Source organism: Actinomadura sp. NPDC000929 (assembly GCF_040492065.1).
Classification (GTDB): domain Bacteria; phylum Actinomycetota; class Actinomycetes; order Streptosporangiales; family Streptosporangiaceae; genus Spirillospora; species Spirillospora verrucosospora.
The window spans coordinates 35,234-53,956 of sequence record NZ_JBEUPA010000041.1 but is presented as its reverse complement, the minus strand read 5'-3'; the positions used below and the strand labels follow the sequence as shown (position 1 = coordinate 53,956).

Sequence of the window (18,723 nt, the reverse complement as noted above, 5' to 3'; positions counted from 1 at the left end):
CCCGCGGCGGCGTGCGCGAGCCCGGCGGCCAGTTCGGCGCGGCCGGCCTCGGGCCGCCGCCCCGCCTTGGCGAGCAGGTCGGCGGCCTCCGCCGCCACCGCCGCGGACGCGGCGGGGTCGGCGGAGCGGAGCGCGTGCGCCCGGGTCAGCCGGGCCAGGCCGGCGTCGCCGGTCAGCAGCGGGTCGGCGATCGCCTCGGCGATGTCGGCCCAGTGCGCCGCGTCGGCGCCGTTCTCCTGCGCGGCGCGGACCGACGCCAGCGCCTCCGCGCAGATCACCAGGGTGCTGAAGTCCAGGCCGAGGGTGCCGTCGCCGCAGGCGGCGATCAGCGCGGTGGCGCCCTCCTCCAGCCGGCCCTCGTTGATCACCGCGATGGCGCGGGCCACGTGCGCCATGTGGGTCCACCACTCGCCCGACCCGGTGTCGTTGGCGACGGCCTCGTCCCCGGCCCGCAGCGCCCGCTCGTGGTCGCCCATCCAGGACGCGGTCAGGCACTGCTGGATCAGCCCGTAGGCCAGCACCTCCTGCGAGCGCAGGTCGCGGCCGACCGCGGTGGCCTCGTCGGCGACGGCCGCGGCCTCCTCCAGCCGCCCCGTCTGGGCGAGGACGCGCGACTGCCCGGACAGCATGTAGCCGAGCACGAACGTCTGCCCGGTCGTGCGGGTGATCGACACCAGCCGCTCGGCGTGCCGCAGCGCCTCGTCGTACATGCCGAGGAACGACTCGGCGAACACCAGCCAGGCGAAGCAGTCGAGGCAGTCGGCGAAGTCGTTGTCGGACGCCGCGGAGAACAGCCGGTCGGCGGTCTGGGCGCGGTCGATCGCCTCCGCGACCTCGCCGCGCCCGTAGGCGACCATCGGGCGCATCGCCGCGACCGCCGCCGTCAGGCCTGGGCCCCACCCGGGCGCGCTGTCGGGGATGGTCTCCAGGATGGCGTGCGAGCCCCGGGTGTCGATCCGCTGGATCCGGTCGGCGACGAGCCGGATCCGCAGCAGCACCGCCTCGGGGGTCTGCCGGTCGGTGCTGCGGCGCAGCTCGTCCAGGACCAGGGCGCGGGCCTCGTGGATCCGGCCGAGCTGGCGCTCCATGATCGCGCACATGTGCACGGTGCGGGCGCGGCGGACGGTGTCGTCCGGCGGCAGCAGCCCCAGCAGCGTGCGGGCGGTCTCGCGGCCCTCCTCGGCATGGCCGCTGACGGCCTGCACCTGGGCCAGCTCGACCAGCAGCTCCACCCGGTCGGGATAGGCACCGGCGCCGGTGCCGGGCATCAGGTCCAGCGCGGCCTGCAGCCAGTACGCGGCGGTCGCGGGCGCCTGCGGCGCGACGGCGCGGGCGGCCTCCAGCAGCGTCCGGATCGCCTCGGCGTCGCCGAAGCGCGCCGACCGCACCACGTGGTGGGCGCGCACGGCCGCCGGGGCGCCGAGCTCGGCCAGCCGCTCCGACACCCGCGAGTGCGCGGCGATCCGCCAGCCGGCCGCCGTCGAGGCGTAGGCGACGTGCCGCACCAGGGGATGGCGGAACCGGAACCGGCCGCCCGGCGCGGGACGCACCACGTCGTGGCCGGTCAGCACGTCCAGGGCGGTGAGCGCGGCGTTCTGGTCCATCTCCGCCGCGACCGACGCGAGCGCGGGCTCGAACACGTCCGCGGCCACCGCGGCGCCCTGCGCCATCAGCAGCGCCCTCGGCGGCAGCGCGCTCAGCTCGACCTGCAGCGCCGCCCGCACCGCCGGCGGCACCTCGGTCAGGTTCGCGACGCCCTTCTCCCAGTGCCGGTCGAGGCCGGCGCCGGACGCGGGCGCGGTCCCGCCCGCCATCCTGGCCAGCGCCTCGAGGTAGAACGGGTTGCCGCCGCTGGCCTTGAACAGGGCCTCGCACCGCGCGCGGCCCACGTCCGGGCCGAGGAACTCGCGGACCTCGCTCTGGGTGAGCGGATCGACCGCCACCCGCGCGCCCTGCGGGCCCGCCGCGTCCACCAGCGCCGCCAGCCGCGGCGACGCCTGCGCCGGACGGTAGGCGACCGCCAGCAGCACCCGCGCCCGGGGCGGGTGGCGGACCAGGTGGTCCAGCAGCTCGATCGTCGCGTCGTCGGCCCAGTGCAGGTCGTCGAGGATCAGCACCAGCCCGGACGGCTCGGCGAGCGCCTCCAGCAGGTGCCGGACGGTGCGGTGCAGCTGGTAGCGCGCCACCCGCGACTCCGGCGAGGCGGCGGGCGGGTCGCCGGACAGGTCGGCGAGCGCGGGGAACACGGTGCCGAGCAGGCGCAGCGCGCCGGGCGGCAGGTCGAGGGAGTGCTCCTCGAGGCGGTCGTCGAGCGCGTCGACCACGGCGCCGAACGGCATCTCCTGCTCGAACTCGGCCGCGCGCCCCGCGACGAACGGCAGCTTGCGGGCGGTCGCGCAGTCCGCGAGCTCGTTCAGCAGCCGCGTCTTGCCGGCGCCGGGCTCGCCGACCAGCGCGACGAGGCCGTAGCCGCTCTCGACCGCGTCGAGAGCGCGGTCGATCCGGTGCAGCGCGTCCCGGCGCCCCACGAGCGGAGCGTTGCCGGGACCCCCGGCGGCATGGGCCGCACGACCCTCCATGTCCACACCCCAACAGCGACAGGCGGCCGATACGCCGTGGCCATGCTTCTTGTTGCGGTACCTCTGAACGAGCGGGATTCACCTTATCGGGTGGAACGTCAATAAGGCAGGACAACACGCCCTGCCTGCGCCTTGCCCGCCCGCGACGGCGGCCTTGGACCGTATGTACATAGCTATGAACGGCCCTCGGGCGTCCCATGTCAACCTCGGGAGGGTAAACCGTCCCGGGACCGTGACATCCGCGGCCGGTCAGTCCTCCAGGCCGAGGCGGGAGGCGGCCTCGCTCCAGCGGGCCTCGTCGCCCGACGGCTCGTAGCGGCGCAGGTCCTGGGTGGCGGCGACCAGGGCGCGTGACCCGGCGAGGTCCGCGACGGCGCCGTGCGCGCGGGCCTGCGCCAGGACGTTGCCGAGGGCGGTCGCCTCGACGGGTCCGGCCACCACCGGCAGCCCGCTCGCGTCGGCGGTCAGCCGGCACAGCAGGTCGTTGCGGCTGCCGCCGCCCACCAGGTGGACGACGTCGATCTCCCGCCCCGACAGGCGCGCCGCCTGGCGGAGCGTGGCGCGGTGCGCGAGGGCGAGGCTGTCGAGGATGCAGCGCACGGTCTCGGCGGGGGTGGACGGCTCGGGGAACCCGCGGCGGCGGCAGTGCGCGGCGATGCGGGCCGGCATGTCGCCGGGCGGCAGGAACTCGGGGTCGTCGGGGTCGATGAGGCTGCGCAGGCCGGGCACGTCCCGGGCCGCGGCGAGCAGGCCCGGCAGGTCCGCCTCGCCCCAGGTCCGCTGCGACTCCTGGAGGAGCCACAGGCCCATCACGTTGCGCAGGTAGCGGACGGTCCCGTCGACGCCGCCCTCGTTGGTGAAGTTGGCCTTGCGGCTCTCGTCGGTCAGCACGGGGGCGTCCAGTTCCACGCCGACCAGCGACCAGGTGCCGCACGAGATGTAGGCGAACCGGTCGGTGGCGGCGGGGACGGCGGCGACGGCGGAGGCCGTGTCGTGGGACCCGACGGCCGTGACGCGCAGCGCGCCGTGGCCGGTCTCGGCCGCCACGTCCGCGCGCAGGGTGCCGATGCCGGCGCCGGGGTCGTGCAGCGGCGGGAAGATCCGCGCGGGCAGGCCGAGCCGGTCGATGAGGTCCGCCGACCAGGCGCCGCTCCGGACGTCCAGCAGCCCGGTGGTGGAGGCGTTCGTGCGCTCGGCGCCGATCTCCCCGGTGAGCCAGTGGGCCAGCAGGTCGGGGACGAGCAGCAGCGTGGCGGCCCGGGACAGGTCCTCGGCCGCGAGCTGGTAGATCGTGTTGAACGGGAGGAACTGCAGGCCCGAGGTCCGGTAGAGCAGGTCCTCGCCCAGCTCGGCGCGCACCCGCTCCATCACGCCGTCGGTGCGGGCGTCGCGGTAGTGGACGGGGTTGCCGAGCAGCCGGCCCTCCGCGTCGAGGAGCCCGTAGTCGACGGCCCAGGAGTCGATGCCGACCGAGGACAGGCCGCGCGGGGCGGAGCGGAGCCCGTCCAGGACGTTGCCGTAGAGGCCGAGGATGTCCCAGTGCAGGGTTCCGTTGACCCGCACGGGGCGGTTCGGGAAGCGGCGGATCTCCTCCAGGGCGAGGGTGCCCGGCCCGACGCGCCCGGCCATCACCCGCCCGCTGGACGCCCCGAGATCGACGGCCGCGAACATCGCTTCGCTCATTGGACGACCACAACCTCCAGAGTCCGCGGGCCGTGCACGCCCTCCACCCGGGACAGTTCGATGTCGCTCGTCGCGGACGGGCCCGACACGAACGTCAGCGGGCGCCGCGGGTCGAGCCGTTCGAGCGCCTCCGGCACATCGGCGGCGACCTGGCCGGCGAGGACGACGATCAGGTGGTAGTCGGGGACGAGGGACAGGGCGCGCGGCCCCTGGCCGGCGCCGTGGTCCAGCACGATCGTGCCGGTCTCCGCGACCGCCGCCGCGCAGCCGGTGACCGCCCCGGCGAGGCCGTCGAGGGAGGCGACCGACGGGTCGCGCACGAGCTCCGCCCCCGTCGCGGACGTCCACTCCTCCGGCAGGCCGGAGGGGACGCCGTAGGCGCCGGGACGGGCCGCGAGCCGTTCGGCGACGGTCGAGGCGACGTCGGCCGCGGCGACGCGCAGGACGGTCGCGCGGTAGTCGGCGACCCGCTCCGCGAACAGGTCGAGGATCGCGTCCTCGTGGTGGCGGCGCAGGTAGCCGCGGTCGATCCGCCCGTAGGCGGCGGCGACCTCGGCGGCGGGCCGGGCGGGCGCCGCCCGCTCGATCCGGCGCAGGATCTCCTCGCGCGCGTTCACCGTTCCCCCTCCTCGCGCCCGCCGCCGGTCCGGGCCCACCAGGCGCGGAACGACTCGGGCGGCGGCGCGGGCGCGTCCCGCGTCTCGGTCCAGGCGCCGAGCGGCCCGGGCAGCCGCCGCATCGGGCCCCCGCGCGCCACGGCGCGGCGGCTCGCGGACGCGGCGCGCTGCGCGAGCCCGAGCCGGGTGGGGGAGCGCAGCGTCCACCCGGCCGCGGCCATCGCCACCCGCTCCAGCGGATGCCGGGGCCCCTTCTCGACGGCGCGGGCCCGCAGGTGCACCAGCACCTCCGGGATGTCGATGGCGACCGGGCACGCCTCGAAGCAGGCCCCGCACAGCGTCGACGCGTACGGCAGCGACGCGTCCACCTCCGACCCGATGCCCCTGATCTGCGGGGACAGGATCGCGCCGATCGGGCCGGGGTAGGGCGAGCCGTAGGCGTGGCCGCCCGCGCGCTGGTAGACCGGGCACACGTTCAGGCACGCCGAGCAGCGGATGCAGCGCAGCGCCTGCCGGCCCACCTCGTCGGCCAGGGTGGCGGTGCGGCCGTTGTCCAGCAGGACGAGGTGGAAGTCGCGCGGGCCGTCGCCGGGGGACACGCCCGTCCAGGTCGAGGTGTAGGGGTTCATCCGCTCGGCGGTGGACGAGCGGGGCAGCAGCTGGAGGAATACCTCCAGGTCCCGCCAGCTCGGCACGATCTTCTCCACGCCCATCACCGAGATGAGCGTCTCGGGGAGCGTCAGGCACATCCGGCCGTTGCCCTCCGACTCCAGCACGACGAGCGTGCCGGTGTCGGCGACGGCGAAGTTCACGCCCGACACCCCGACCTTCGCCGACAGGAACTTGGCGCGCAGGTGCCGGCGGGCCGCCTCGGCCAGCTCGGCGGGCGCGTCGGTCAGGTCCTCCGGAGCGTCCTCCATCGCGCGCAGGAAGATGTCGCGGATGTCGGAGCGGTTGCGGTGGATCGCCGGGACGAGGATGTGCGACGGCCGGTCGTCGCCGAGCTGGACGATCAGCTCCGCCAGGTCGGTCTCGTAGGCGGTGATCCCCTCCTCGGCGAGGAACTCGTTGAGGCCGATCTCCTGCGTCGCCATCGACTTGACCTTGACGACCTCGGTCTCGCCGGTGGCCTTCACCAGGTCCGCGACGATCCGGTTGGCCTCGGCCGCGTCGCGGGCCCAGTGCACCGTCCCGCCGGCCTCGGTGACCTTCTCCTCCAGCAGCCGCAGGTAGTGCCCGAGGTCCGCCAGGACGTGGTCCTTGATCTGCTTGCCCGCCTCGCGGAGCGCGGCCCAGTCGTCCAGTTCGGCCACCGCGGCGGCGCGGCGCCCGCGGATCGTGGTGGTGGCGTGCGCGAGGTTCGCGCGCAGCCGCGGGTCCGCCACCGCGCGGCGGGCCGCGTCCGGGAACGACGGCATTCCGAGGTAGGTCGGCATCGCCTGAGCGGAGCGTACCGGGGGGTGTGGGGGGTCGTCCCCCCACGGTGTACGCGCGGGTGAGGTCATGCGGGCTCCTCCCGCGTCGAGGCGAGGATCTCGGCCAGGTGGACGGTCCGCACCCCGGCGCGGGTGCGGGTGAGGGCGCCGCCGATGTGCATCAGGCAGGAGTTGTCCGCCGCGCACAGCGTCTCGGCGCCGGTCTCCCGGACGGCGGTGACCTTGTCGGCGCACATCGCGGCCGACACCTCGGCGTTCTTCAGCGCGAACGTCCCGCCGAACCCGCAGCACTCGGCCGCGTCCGGGAGCTCGACCAGGTCGATGCCGCCGACCTCGCGCAGCAGCCGCAGCGGGCGGTCGCCGACGTGCAGCATCCGCAGCGAGTGGCACGTGGGGTGGTAGGTGACGCGGTGCGGGTAGTACGCGCCGACGTCGGTGACGCCGAGGACGTCCACCAGGAACTCCGTCAGCTCGTACACGCGGGAGGCGACCCCGGCGGCGCGCGGCGCGAGCCGCGGGTGCCAGTCGCGGATCATCGCCCCGCAGGACGCGGACGGCGTCACGATCGCGTCGTAGGGCTCGAACGTCTCCGCGAACCCCTTCACCAGGGGCAGCGCCTGCTTCCGGTAGCCGGTGTTGAGGTGCATCTGCCCGCAGCAGGTCTGCGACTCGGGGAACTCGACGTCGTGGCCGAGGCGCCGCAGCAGCCGCACCACGGCCCTGCCCGTCCCCGGGTACATCGTGTCGTTGACGCAGGTGAGGAACAGCGCGACCTTCACAGTGCCTGCCTCCCGAGGGCGGGGCCGCCCAGGGCGGAGCGGCTGGACTCGCGGACGACCAGCTCGGGCTGGAACATCACCTGCTGGTGGGCGTGCCCGCCCGAGTCGTCGCACTCCTCCAGCAGCAGCTCGGTCGCGATCCGGCCGAGCTGGTAGGTGGGCTGCCGCACCGAGCTGAGCGGGACGGCGGCGGCGGCCGAGAACTCGATGTCGTCGTACCCGATCAGCGCGACGTCATCCGGCACCTTGATCCCGGCCTGCAGCAGGACGCGCAGCACGCCGAGCGCGAGCAGGTCGTTCGCGCAGAAGATCGCCTCGGGCAGCGGCGGGCCGGCCTCCAGCAGCCGCCGGGCCGCCTCCTGCCCGGACCGGGCGTTCATCGCCCCCACCGCGACCTCGCGCATCACCTTCCCGGGGAGCCCGGCGGCGCGCAGCGCCCGCAGCGCGCCCCTGCGCCGGTCGACGCACTGGCGCAGCACGGCCGGCCCGGTCACCAGCGCCAGCGTCCGGGCCCCCGCGTCCAGCAGTTCGCGGACCGCGAGCTCGCCGCCGGCGACGTCGTCCACGGCGACCGAGCACTGGTTGGCGCGCGGCGTCGGGTGGTCGAGCAGCACCACCGGGACGCCCCGCTCGCTCAGCCGGTCGGCGGCCTCGCCGTCGTCGCCGACCGGGGTCAGCAGGACGCCGCGGACGCGCTGCTCGGCGAACACCCGCAGGTTGCGCAGCTCCCGCTCGTCGGACTCGCCCGAGGAGGACAGGATCACCGCGTAGCCGCGCTCGCTGGCGGTGTCCTCCACGCCGCGCGCCACGTCGGTGAAGAACGGGTTGGCCAGGTCGAGGACCATCAGCCCGATCGTGCTGCTGTGCCCGGCGCGCAGGGTGGACGCCGAGCCGTTGCGGACGAAGCCGAGATCGCGGATCGCCTGCTCGACGCGGACGCGGGTGGTCTCGGCGACGCGCTCGGGCCGGTTGAGCACGTTGGACACGGTGCCGGGCGAGACGCCTGCGTGCGCCGCGACCTGCTTGATGCCGACCGTCCTGCCCGGCGGCGCGGAGCGGCCGGTCTCGTCTGCGCCCAATCTGTGTGCCCCCGAGTCGTCCGCTGCTGTGTCGCCGCTCACTTTGGTCATTCGATTAAAACGTGTCAACCCGTGGTGGGGGTCCACGGGTCGCGAAACCTCGGCGGCCGGTCCTGGCCGCGTACGACTTCTGAACGTCGCGGGCCCTTGCGAGCACGGGCTTCTCGCAGCGTCGGGCGGGGTTGGCGGCAAGGTTCCCTCTTGACGGGTGCTCCGGGTCACATCTAGCGTCCTCCGCAACATCCCGTTAAAACGTTTTTCATCTGTACGTCACAGACGACCCCCGCGAGGAGGGCCGCGATGAGTGCACCGGGCCGCTCGGCGCCGCCGACATTGGCACTGGTCAACGTGAGTAAGTCGTTCGGCGCGGTCCGCGCGCTGCAGGGGGTCACCCTGGAGCTCCACGCGGGCGAGGTGCACGCCCTTGCGGGGGAGAACGGCGCCGGCAAGTCCACCGTCGTAAAAACGTTCGCAGGGGTCCACCGCCCCGACGCGGGCGAGGTGCGGGTGGACGGCGAGCCGGTGGCCTTCAACAGCCCCGCCGACGCGCAGGCCGCCGGTGTCGCGGTCATCTACCAGGAGCCCACGCTGTTCCCCGACCTGTCTGTCGCGGAGAACATCTTCATGGGCCGCCAGCCGCGCGGCGCGCTCGGCCGCATCGACCGCCGCGCCATGCACGCCGAGACGGCGCGGCTGTTCGAGCGGCTCGGCGTCGCGCTGGACCCGCAGCAGCCCGCCCGCGGCCTGTCGATCGCCGACCAGCAGGTCGTCGAGATCGCCAAGGCCATCTCCCGGGACGCGCGGGTGCTCATCATGGACGAGCCGACCGCGGCGCTCACCGGCCAGGAGGTCGCTCGCCTGTTCGCGGTCACCCGCAGCCTGCAGGAGAGCGGCTGCGCGGTGCTGTTCATCTCGCACCGGCTGGAGGAGATCTTCGAGATCTGCCGCCGGGTCACGACGCTGCGCGACGGCACCTACGTCGGCACCGACATGGTCGCCGACATCACCCCCGACGACCTCGTCCGCCGGATGGTCGGCCGCGACCTCGACGCGCTCTACCCCAAGCAGGACGTCACGCCCGGCGAGGTCGCGCTGAAGGTGAGCCGGCTGACCCGCGAGGGCGCCTTCACCGACGTCTCCTTCGAGGTCCGCCGCGGCGAGATCGTCGCGCTGGCCGGGCTCGTCGGCGCCGGCCGCAGCGAGGTCGCCCGCGCCGTCTTCGGCGTGGACCGCTGGGACGCCGGGACCGTCGAGGTCGGCGGGCGCCCGCTCCCCGCGGGCAGCCCCACGGCCGCGATGTCGGCCGGGCTGGCGCTCGTCCCCGAGGACCGCCGCCAGCAGGGCCTCGTCATGGACATGTCGATCGAGCGGAACATGGGCCTGACCCAGCTGAAGACGCTGCGCCGCGAGACCGGGCGCGGGGGCCTGATCTCCCGGAAGGTGGAGCGGGACCGCGCCGCCGACTGGGGCCTGCGCCTCCAGCTGAAGTACTCCCGGCTCAGCGACGCCGTCGGCGTCCTGTCGGGCGGCAACCAGCAGAAGGTCGTGCTCGCCAAGTGGCTGGCCACCGAGCCGGCCGTGCTGATCGTGGACGAGCCGACCCGCGGCATCGACGTCGGCACCAAGGCCGAGGTGCACCGGCTGCTGTCGGAGCTGGCCGCGCAGGACCTGGCGGTGCTGATGATCTCCTCCGACCTGCCGGAGGTGCTCGGCATGGCCGACCGGATCCTCGTCATGCACGAGGGGCGGCTGACCGCGCAGATCGCCCGCGCGGACGCGACCGAGGAGAGCGTGATGGCCGCGGCGACCGGCCGCCCCGGCACCGGAAAGGCGGCCTGAGCCGATGACCGTCCTCACCCAGTCCCCGGCCAGGCCGGAGTCGGGCGGCTCGCCGGGCGGCGGGCGCCGCCTGGTCGAGATGGTGCTGCGCGCCCGCGAGCTGAGCATCCTCGGCGCGCTGGTCCTGCTCGTGCTCGGCACGACGATCGCGAACCCGCGGTTCCTGTCCGGCCAGGGCCTCAAGGACATCTTCCTCAACGCCTCGATCCTGGTGCTGCTCGCCGTCGGGCAGAGCATGGTCGTCGTCACCCGCAACATCGACCTGTCGGTCGGGTCCGTCGTCGGGCTCGTCGCGTTCAGCGCCGGCAAGTACGCCTCCGGCGGGGACCGCAACGTCGTGATGGTCGTCCTGGTGGGCGTCGGGATCGGCCTGGTCTGCGGGCTCGTGAACGGGCTGCTGGTCAGCTTCTGCCGCGTCCCCGCCCTCGTCGTGACCCTCGGCACCCTGTACGTCATCCAGGGGCTGGACTACCGCATCGCGCACGGCGACCAGATCGGCGCCGCGGACCTTCCGGCGTCGCTGCTGAGCCTCGGCAACGACGGGATCCTCGGCATCCCCTACCTTCCGATCATCACCGTGGTCGTGATGGCGGCGGTCGGCTACTACCTGCGCTCCTACTCCTCCGGGCGCGAGTACTACGCGATCGGCTCCAGCCCGGAGGCCGCGATGCTCGCCGGCGTGCCGATCCGCCGCCGCGTCCTCACCGCCTACCTGGTCAGCGGCGCCCTCGCCGGCCTCGCCGGGGTGCTGTGGCTCGCCCGGTTCGGCACCGTCGTCGCCGACGCCGCCAACGGCTGGGAGCTGAAGGTCGTCAGCGCCGTCGTCGTCGGCGGCGTCGCCATCACCGGCGGCGTCGGCACCGTGTACGGGGCGGCGCTCGGCGCGCTGCTGCTCACCACCATCGGCAGCGTGCTGGTGGTGCTCAAGGTCAACTCGTTCTGGCAGGACGCGATCACCGGCGTCCTGCTGCTGCTGGCCATCAGCGTCGACCGGCTGCTGGCGCTGCGCGTCACCCGGGCGCTGAAACAGCGGTCCCTGGCCTCGGCCGCGCACCGCGCCGCCGCCCCGGAGAGCAAGGAGGGACGGTCATGAGCCGCCTGATGCGGTGGGAGACCGCCGTCACCGCCCTGCTGGTGGTGGTGTTCGCGAGCGGCGCCGGGTTCTCCCCGGACTTCGCGAACAACGACAACCTGTCGTTCGCGCTGGACGACCTCAGCGAGATCGCGCTGATCGCGCTGCCGATGACGCTGCTGGTCGTGTGCGGGCAGGTGGACCTGTCGGTCGCCTCCATCCTCGGGCTGTGCAGCGCCCTCACCGGCAAGCTGTGGGACGGCGGCATGTCCATCGAGGCGATCATCCCGCTGGTGCTGGTCGTCGGCGTGGTCTGCGGTCTGGTGAACGGCCTGCTGGTGACCCGGCTCGGGCTGCCGTCCCTCGCCGTGACGATCGGCACGCTGACCCTCTACCGGGGTCTGGCGTACGTGACGCTCGGCACCGGGGCGATCTCGGAGTTCCCCGCCGCCTACACCGATCTCGCGACGTCCTCCATCCCGGGCACGCCGATCCCGTACCCGGTCGCGCTGTTCGCCGTGCTCGCCGCCGCCACCGGCGTCGTCCTGCACGCCACCGGCGTCGGGCGGTCGCTGTTCGCGATCGGCGCGCAGGAGGACGCCGCCTACTTCGCCGGCATCCGGGTCAAGCGCATCAAGCTGATCCTGTTCGCGGTGTCCGGCCTCGTCGCCGGGTTCGCCGGCGTCGTCTACACGCTCCGCTACGGCAGCGCCCGCGCCGACAACGGCATCGGCCTGGAGCTCGCCGTCATCGCGGCGGTGCTGCTCGGCGGCGTCGACTTCGACGGCGGCAAGGGCACCCTCGGCGGCGTCATCGCGGCCGTGCTGCTCATCGGCCTGCTCCGCAACCTGCTGATGCTCAACGACGTCTCCACCGAGGTCCAGTCGATCGTCACGGGCCTGCTGCTCATCATCAGCGTCCTCACGCCGCGGCTGATCGCCGTGGCGCGCGAGGCCCGAGGCCGGCGGCGGGGCGCGAGACCCGCGGTCCCCGTCGCCGCACCGTGATCCCACCGCACCTCGAACCCGACCGCACGACCCCCGCCCCCCGCCGCATGTCCACCCACCCCGTAGCACGACCCGGAACTGTGAAAGGCACCCTGATGAGCATTCGTATGCGCGCCCCGCGCCGGCTGGCGGCCGCCGCCACGGCGGGCGCTCTGGCCCTCAGCCTGGCCGCCTGCGGCGGGACCACCAAGGACTCCGCGTCCGGCTCGGGGGACGCCAAGGCCGGGGGCAAGGCCTCCGCGAACCCGAACGCGCCGCTGAAGAAGGGCCTGAAGCTGGCCTTCCTGCCCAAGCAGGTCAACAACCCCTACGAGACGATCGTCGACAACGCCGGCATCGCGGCGGCCAAGGAGTTCGGCGGTGAGGCCAAGGAGGTCGGCCCGTCCGACGCCTCAGCGTCCTCGCAGGTCTCCTACATCAACACGCTGATCCAGCAGCGGCACGACGCGATCCTCATCGCCGCCAACGACGAGAACGCGGTGTGCGGTCCGCTCAAGCAGGCGATGTCCAAGAACATCAAGATCGTCGCCTACGACTCCGACACCAACCCCGAATGCCGGGACGTGTTCATCAACCAGGCCAGCTCCGAGGAGATCGGCCGCAGCGAGGTCAAGCTGCTGTCCGAGCAGATCGGCGGCGAGGGCGAGATCGCGATCCTGTCGGCGACCGCGAACGCCACGAACCAGAACACCTGGATCAAGTTCATGCAGGACGAGCTGAAGAAGCCCGAGTACTCCAAGATGAAGCTCGTCAAGGTGGCCTACGGCGACGACGACGACCAGAAGTCGTTCCAGCAGACCCAGGGCCTGCTGCAGGCGTACCCGAACCTGAAGGGCATCATCTCGCCGACCACGGTCGGCATCGCCGCCGCCGCCCGCTACATCTCCGGCTCCAAGTACAAGGGCAAGGTCGCGCTGACCGGCCTCGGCACCCCCGACCAGATGCGCAAGTTCGTCAAGGACGGCACGGTCAAGGGCTTCGAGCTCTGGGACCCGAAGAACCTCGGCTACCTCGCCGCGTTCGCGGCGGCGGCGCTGTCGTCCGGCCAGATCACCGGCGCGGAGGGCGAGAAGTTCACGGCGGGCAAGCTCGGCGAGCGCACGATCGGCGCCAACGGCGAGGTGATCCTCGGCCCGCCGACCGTGTTCGACGCCAAGAACATCGACCAGTACCACTTCTGAGCCTGAGCGAAGCGAACCGCTAGGCGTGGGGGCCGCCCCCCACGAGGAGACGAACAGATGTCCGGAAGCACGAAGCGCGTCTGCTTCCTGCTGAAGGTCAGGCAGGACCGCCTGGAGGAGTACAAGCTGCGCCACCAGGCGGTCTGGCCCGACATGCTCAGCGCTCTGCGCGACACCGGCTGGCACAACTACTCGCTGTTCCTACGCGAGGACGGCCTTCTCGTCGGCTACCTGGAGACCGACGACTTCGAGGCCGCCCAGGAGGCGATGGCCCGCACCGAGGTGAACGCGCGGTGGCAGGCGGAGATGGCGCCGTTTTTCGAGGACCTCGACGGCCGCCCCGACGAGGGGATGCGGACGCTCCCCGAGGTCTTCCACCTCGACTGACGAGGACCGGAGAGAAGAGAGAGGCAAGCGTGAACGACACCAGCGCGGTGAAGGACGCCCTGCGCCGCCAGCAGATCGAGACCCCCTCGTGGGCGTACGGGAACTCGGGGACCCGGTTCAAGGTCTTCGCCCAGCCGGGCGTGCCGCGCACCCCGCAGGAGAAGATCGACGATGCCGCGCAGGTGCACCGGTTCACCGGCGTCGCCCCCAGCGTGGCGGTCCACATCCCCTGGGACCGGGTGGACGACTACGCCGCGCTGGCCGCCCACGCCAAGGAGCGGGGCGTGCGGATCGGGGCGGTGAACACCAACGTCTTCCAGGATGACGACTACATGCTCGGCAGCGTCACCAACCCCGACCCCGCCGTCCGCCGCAAGGCCCTCGACCAGCTGCTCGAAGCGGTCGACATCATGGACGCGACCGGGTCCCGCGACCTGAAGCTGTGGTTCTCCGACGGGACGAACTACCCGGGGCAGGACGACATCCGCGACCGGCAGGACCGGATGGCCGAGGCCCTCGCCGCCGTGTACGAGCGGCTCGGCGACGACCAGCGGTTCCTGCTGGAGTACAAGCTGTTCGAGCCGGCGTTCTACGCGACCGACCTGCCGGACTGGGGCACCTCCTACGCGCACTGCCTGAAGCTCGGCCCGAAGGCGCAGGTCGTGGTCGACACCGGCCACCACGCGCCCGGCACCAACATCGAGTTCATCGTGGCGTTCCTGCTGCGCGAGGGGAAGCTCGGCGGGTTCGACTTCAACTCCCGCTTCTACGCCGACGACGACCTGATGGTGGGCGCCGCCGACCCGTTCCAGCTGTTCCGGATCATGTACGAGGTGGTGCGCGGCGGCGGCTACGACGTCGAGACGGGCGTGGCGTTCATGCTCGACCAGTGCCACAACATCGAGCCGAAGATCCAGGGCCAGATCCGCTCGGTGATGAACGTCCAGGAGGCCACGGCGAAGGCGCTGCTGGTGGACGTCGACGCCCTGCGGTCGGCGCAGCGGTCCGGTGACGTCCTGGAGGCGAACGCCGTGTTCATGGACGCCTACAACACCGACGTCCGGCCGCTGCTCGCCGAGCTGCGCGAGGAGATGGGCCTGCACCCGGACCCGGTCGCCGCCTACAAGGTGTCCGGCTACCACCAGCGGATCGTCGAGGAGCGCAAGGACGGCCAGGCGGCCGGCTGGGGCGCCTGAGCGTCCTTCCACGCTCGCACACGAGGCCACGCACGCACATGAGGAGATATCCGATGACCGCCACTCCACCCGAGGTGGAGCATCTGCTGGAACGCGCCAACACCCTCGGCTCGGACCCGCGCAACACCAACTACGCGGGCGGCAACGCGTCCGCGAAGGGCACCGTCACCGACCCGGTGACGGCCCGCGACATCGAGCTGATGTGGGTGAAGGGCTCGGGCGGCGACCTCGGCACCCTCACCGAGAAGGGCCTGGCCGTCCTGCGGCTGGACCGGATGCGCGCCCTCGTGGACGTCTACCCGGGCGTCGAGCGCGAGGACGAGATGGTCGCGGCGTTCGACTACTGCCTGCACGGCAAGGGCGGCGCCGCCCCGTCGATCGACACCGCGATGCACGGCCTCGTGGAGGCCGCGCACGTCGACCACCTGCACCCCGACTCCGGCATCGCGATCGCGACGGCCGTCGACGGCGAGGAGCTGACGCGCCGGATCTTCGGCGACCGGGTGGCGTGGGTGCCGTGGCGGCGCCCCGGCTTCCAGCTCGGCCTGGACATCGCCGAGATCAAGCGCGCCAACCCCGGCGCCATCGGGGTGATCCTCGGCGGGCACGGCATCACCGCCTGGGGCGAGACGAGCGAGGAGTGCAAGGCCAACTCGCTCGACATCATCCGCACCGCCGAGGCCTACATCGCCGAGCACGGCAAGGCGGACCCGTTCGGCGAGGTCGTCCACCCGGTGCTGCCCGAGGAAGAGCGGCACGCGCGCGCCGCCGCGCTGTTCCCGCTCGTCCGGGGCCTGGCGTCCACGGACCGTCCGCAGGTCGGGCACTACACCGACAGTGAGGCCGTCCTGGACTTCGTGTCGCGCGCCGAGCACCCCCGGCTCGCCGCGCTCGGCACGTCGTGCCCGGACCACTTCCTGCGCACCAAGGTCGCGCCGATGGTGCTGGACCTGCCGCCGGACGCGCCGCTCGACGAGGCCAAGGCGCGGCTGAGGGAGCTGCACGCCGCCTACCGCGAGGAGTACGCCGCCTACTACGACCGGCACGCCGGCCCGGACTCGCCGCCGATGCGCGGCGCGGACCCGGCGATCGTGCTGGTGCCGGGCGTCGGGATGTTCTCCTTCGGGGCGAACAAGCAGACCGCGCGGGTCGCCGGCGAGTTCTACGTCAACGCGATCAACGTGATGCGCGGCGCGGAGGCGCTGTCGTCGTACGCGCCGATCGACGAGGCGGAGAAGTTCCGCATCGAGTACTGGGAGCTGGAGGAGGCCAAGCTGCGCCGGATGCCGGCGCCGAAGCCCCTCGCGTCCCGCGTCGCCCTCGTCACCGGCGGCGGCTCGGGGATCGGCGCGGCCACCGCCCGCCGCCTCGCCGACGAGGGCGCCTGCGTCGTCGTCGCCGACCGCGACCTCGCGGCCGCCGAGAAGGTCGCCGCCGGGATCGGCGCCGGCGCGCTGCGCGCCTCCGACGTCGCCGTCGCCGCCGGCGCGGACGTGACCTCGGAGGACGAGATCGCCGCGGCCGTCCGGGAGGCGGTCCTGGCCTTCGGCGGCGTGGACCTCGTCGTCAACAACGCCGGGCTCTCCATCTCCAAGCCGCTGCTGGAGACGACCGTCGCCGACTGGGACCTCCAGCACGACGTCATGGCGCGCGGCTCGTTCCTGGTGTCCCGCGAGACCGCCCGCGTCATGGTCGAGCAGGGGATGGGCGGCGACATCGTCTACATCTCGTCCAAGAACGGGGTGTTCGCCGGGCCGAACAACATCGCCTACGGCGCGACCAAGGCCGACCAGGCGCACCAGGTGCGGCTGCTGGCCGCCGAGCTCGGCGAGCACGGCATCCGCGTCAACGGGGTCAACCCGGACGGGGTCGTGCGCGGTTCGGGGATCTTCGCCGGCGGGTGGGGCGCCAAGCGCGCCGCCGTGTACGGCGTCGAGGAGGAGAGGCTCGGCGAGTTCTACGCCCAGCGGACGCTGCTCAAGCGCGAGGTGCTGCCCGAGCACGTCGCCGCCGCCGTCTTCGCCCTCACCGGCGGGGACCTGACCCACACCACCGGACTGCACGTCCCCGTGGACGCCGGCGTCGCCGCCGCGTTCCTGCGCTGAGGAGGATCCCAGACGGAACGAGGCCGGCCGGCGGCCCGGACCGCGCGGCCGCGGCGCTCACCCCGCCGCGGCCGCGCCGTCCCCACCCGGGCCGCCGGCCGTGCCTGCTGGGCCCGCTCGACCAAGTGAACCCGAAGGGACAACGATGCCGCCGGCCGGGAAGTTCGCACCCTCTTCTGTGTCCGCCGTCACCTCCCGGACCCGGGGGGCCGCGTCCGGTGGGCATGTCCCCATGAAGAGGGCGTCCGCCGGGCGCCGCACCCTCACGGCCCGTTAGGAGAGGACAAGCAATGGCAGACACCACAGCGCCGCCGCCGGTCAAGGTCGGCCTCGTCGCCGGCGGGCTCGGCGCCTACTGGCCGCAGTTCCCCGACCTGCTGCCGCAGCTCAAGCGGTCCGCCGAGCGCGTCTCGGAGCGGATGCGCGGGCTCGGCGCCGAGGTCGTCGACGTGGGGTTCATCTCCGACGCGCAGGAGGGCGCGGCCGCGGCCGAGCGGCTGCGCGCCGCGGGCTGCGACATCATCGTCGGCTTCCTCACCACCTACATGACCGCGACGATGCTGGTCCCGGTGGCGCAGCGGGCGGACGCGCCCGTCCTGCTGATCAACCTGCAGCCGACCGAGTCGATGGACCACGCGACCTTCGACACCGGGCAGTGGCTCGCCTACTGCGGCGCCTGCCCGCTGCCGGAGATGGCGAACGCGTTCGCGCGCTGCGGCGTCCCGTTCCGCTCGGTGTCGGGCTACCTGGAGGACGAGCGCGCCTGGGCGAAGATCGGCCGCTGGGTGCGCGCCGCCGGGGTCCGCGCGGCGCTGCGGCGGGGCCGGCACGGGCTGATGGGCCACCTGTACCCGGGCATGCTCGACGTCTCCACCGACCTCACGCTCGTCAGCGCCAACTTCGGCGGGCACGTCGAGGTGCTGGAGTTCGACGACCTGCGCGTCCGGGTGGAGAAGGTCACCGACGCCGAGACGGCCGCCAAGAAGGCCGAGGCGGAGAAGATCTTCGAGCTGGACGCGTCCGTCAACGACGACGACCTGACCTGGGCGGCCCGCGTCTCGGTCGGCCTCGACCGCCTCGTCGAGGACTTCGAACTCGACAGCCTGGCCTACTACCACCGCGGCCTGGACGGCGAGATCCACGAGCGGCTCGGCGCCGGGATGATCCTCGGCGCGTCGCTGCTCACCGCGCGCGGGATCCCGGCCGCCGGGGAGTACGAGCTGCGCACCTCCCTGGCGATGCTGGTCGCCGACCGGCTCGGCGCGGGCGGCTCCTTCACCGAGCTGCAGGCGCTCGACTTCCACCGCGGCCACGTCGAGATGGGCCACGACGGGCCCGCGCACCTGGCGATCAGCGCCCGCCGCCCGCTGCTGCGCGGCCTCGGCGTCTACCACGGCAAGCGCGGCTACGGCGTGTCCGTCGAGTTCGACGTCAAGCACGGCCCGGTCACCGCGTTCGGGATCATCCAGCGCCGCGACGGCAGGTTCGCGTTCGTCGCGTCCGAGGGCGAGACCGTGGACGGGCCGCTGCTGCAGATCGGCAACACCACCTCCCGCGTCGACTTCGGCTGCGACCCCGGCGAGTGGACCGACGCGTGGTCGGCCACCGGCATCTCCCACCACTGGGCCCTCGGGACGGGCCACCGCGTCGCCGACCTGAAGGCCCTCGCCGACCTCCTGGAGATCGAACTGGTCCATGTGAACCCCTGACGACACCCTTACGGCGCGACGCCGTCACCCCCCACCCCCGCGCAGGTCCGAAGG

At 73.4% G+C, this 18,723-nt stretch carries 14 protein-coding genes; 8 read left to right on the top strand and 6 right to left on the bottom strand.

Annotated features, from left to right (window positions below; all coding sequences use genetic code 11):
• The 6 genes from ABWI04_RS17410 to ABWI04_RS17385 all read right to left on the bottom strand — a co-directional run.
• Positions 1-2,579 (bottom strand): ATP-binding protein (locus tag ABWI04_RS17410; protein ID WP_353833044.1); only part of this gene is annotated, 2,579 nt, incomplete at its 3' end.
• 249 nt (positions 2,580-2,828) lie between these two features.
• Positions 2,829-4,262 (bottom strand): rhamnulokinase, encoded by a 1,434-nt coding sequence (locus tag ABWI04_RS17405; protein WP_353833043.1) that lies wholly within the window; start codon positions 4,260-4,262, stop codon positions 2,829-2,831.
• A complete protein-coding gene (locus tag ABWI04_RS17400; protein WP_345187803.1) occupies positions 4,259-4,879 on the bottom strand; it encodes a LutC/YkgG family protein in 621 nt (206 codons plus the stop codon). Before ABWI04_RS17400 ends, ABWI04_RS17405 begins: the two co-directional genes overlap by 4 nt.
• Positions 4,876-6,297, bottom strand: a complete 1,422-nt coding sequence (locus ABWI04_RS17395) for a LutB/LldF family L-lactate oxidation iron-sulfur protein (protein WP_353833047.1) — start codon at positions 6,295-6,297, stop codon at positions 4,876-4,878. The genes ABWI04_RS17400 and ABWI04_RS17395 overlap by 4 nt, the downstream gene beginning before the upstream one ends.
• Before the next feature lie 83 nt (positions 6,298-6,380).
• Entirely contained in the window at positions 6,381-7,094 is a 714-nt protein-coding gene (locus ABWI04_RS17390; protein ID WP_353833042.1) for a (Fe-S)-binding protein, read from the bottom strand.
• Positions 7,091-8,173 (bottom strand): LacI family DNA-binding transcriptional regulator, encoded by a 1,083-nt coding sequence (locus ABWI04_RS17385; protein ID WP_353833041.1) that lies wholly within the window; start codon positions 8,171-8,173, stop codon positions 7,091-7,093. The genes ABWI04_RS17390 and ABWI04_RS17385 overlap by 4 nt, the downstream gene beginning before the upstream one ends.
• A 300-nt stretch (positions 8,174-8,473) precedes the next feature.
• On the opposite strand from ABWI04_RS17385, the gene ABWI04_RS17380 reads away from it, so the two are divergent.
• From ABWI04_RS17380 to ABWI04_RS17345, 8 genes are all read left to right on the top strand, one after another.
• A complete protein-coding gene (locus tag ABWI04_RS17380) occupies positions 8,474-10,012 on the top strand; it encodes a sugar ABC transporter ATP-binding protein (protein WP_345182414.1) in 1,539 nt (512 codons plus the stop codon).
• Positions 10,013-10,016: 4 nt separating this feature from the next.
• Complete coding sequence (locus ABWI04_RS17375; RefSeq protein ID WP_353833040.1) at positions 10,017-11,105, top strand: ABC transporter permease; 1,089 nt, start codon at positions 10,017-10,019, stop codon at positions 11,103-11,105.
• Positions 11,102-12,091, top strand: a complete 990-nt coding sequence (locus ABWI04_RS17370) for an ABC transporter permease (RefSeq protein ID WP_353833039.1) — start codon at positions 11,102-11,104, stop codon at positions 12,089-12,091. The genes ABWI04_RS17375 and ABWI04_RS17370 overlap by 4 nt, the downstream gene beginning before the upstream one ends.
• Before the next feature lie 95 nt (positions 12,092-12,186).
• A complete protein-coding gene (gene rhaS, locus ABWI04_RS17365) occupies positions 12,187-13,272 on the top strand; it encodes a rhamnose ABC transporter substrate-binding protein (protein ID WP_345182420.1) in 1,086 nt (361 codons plus the stop codon).
• Between the two features lie 57 nt (positions 13,273-13,329).
• A complete protein-coding gene (locus ABWI04_RS17360; protein WP_179847793.1) occupies positions 13,330-13,659 on the top strand; it encodes an L-rhamnose mutarotase in 330 nt (109 codons plus the stop codon).
• Positions 13,660-13,688: 29 nt separating this feature from the next.
• Positions 13,689-14,855 (top strand): L-rhamnose isomerase, encoded by a 1,167-nt coding sequence (gene rhaI, locus ABWI04_RS17355; protein ID WP_353833038.1) that lies wholly within the window; start codon positions 13,689-13,691, stop codon positions 14,853-14,855.
• A 53-nt stretch (positions 14,856-14,908) separates the two neighbouring features.
• Positions 14,909-16,960, top strand: coding sequence for a bifunctional aldolase/short-chain dehydrogenase (locus ABWI04_RS17350; RefSeq protein ID WP_353833037.1), 2,052 nt, complete (start codon positions 14,909-14,911; stop codon positions 16,958-16,960).
• Positions 16,961-17,250: 290 nt separating this feature from the next.
• The gene (locus tag ABWI04_RS17345) at positions 17,251-18,669 is read left to right on the top strand and encodes an L-fucose/L-arabinose isomerase family protein (protein ID WP_345182427.1); all 1,419 of its coding nucleotides are present in this window, start codon (positions 17,251-17,253) and stop codon (positions 18,667-18,669) included.
• Positions 18,670-18,723 lie beyond the last annotated feature (54 nt).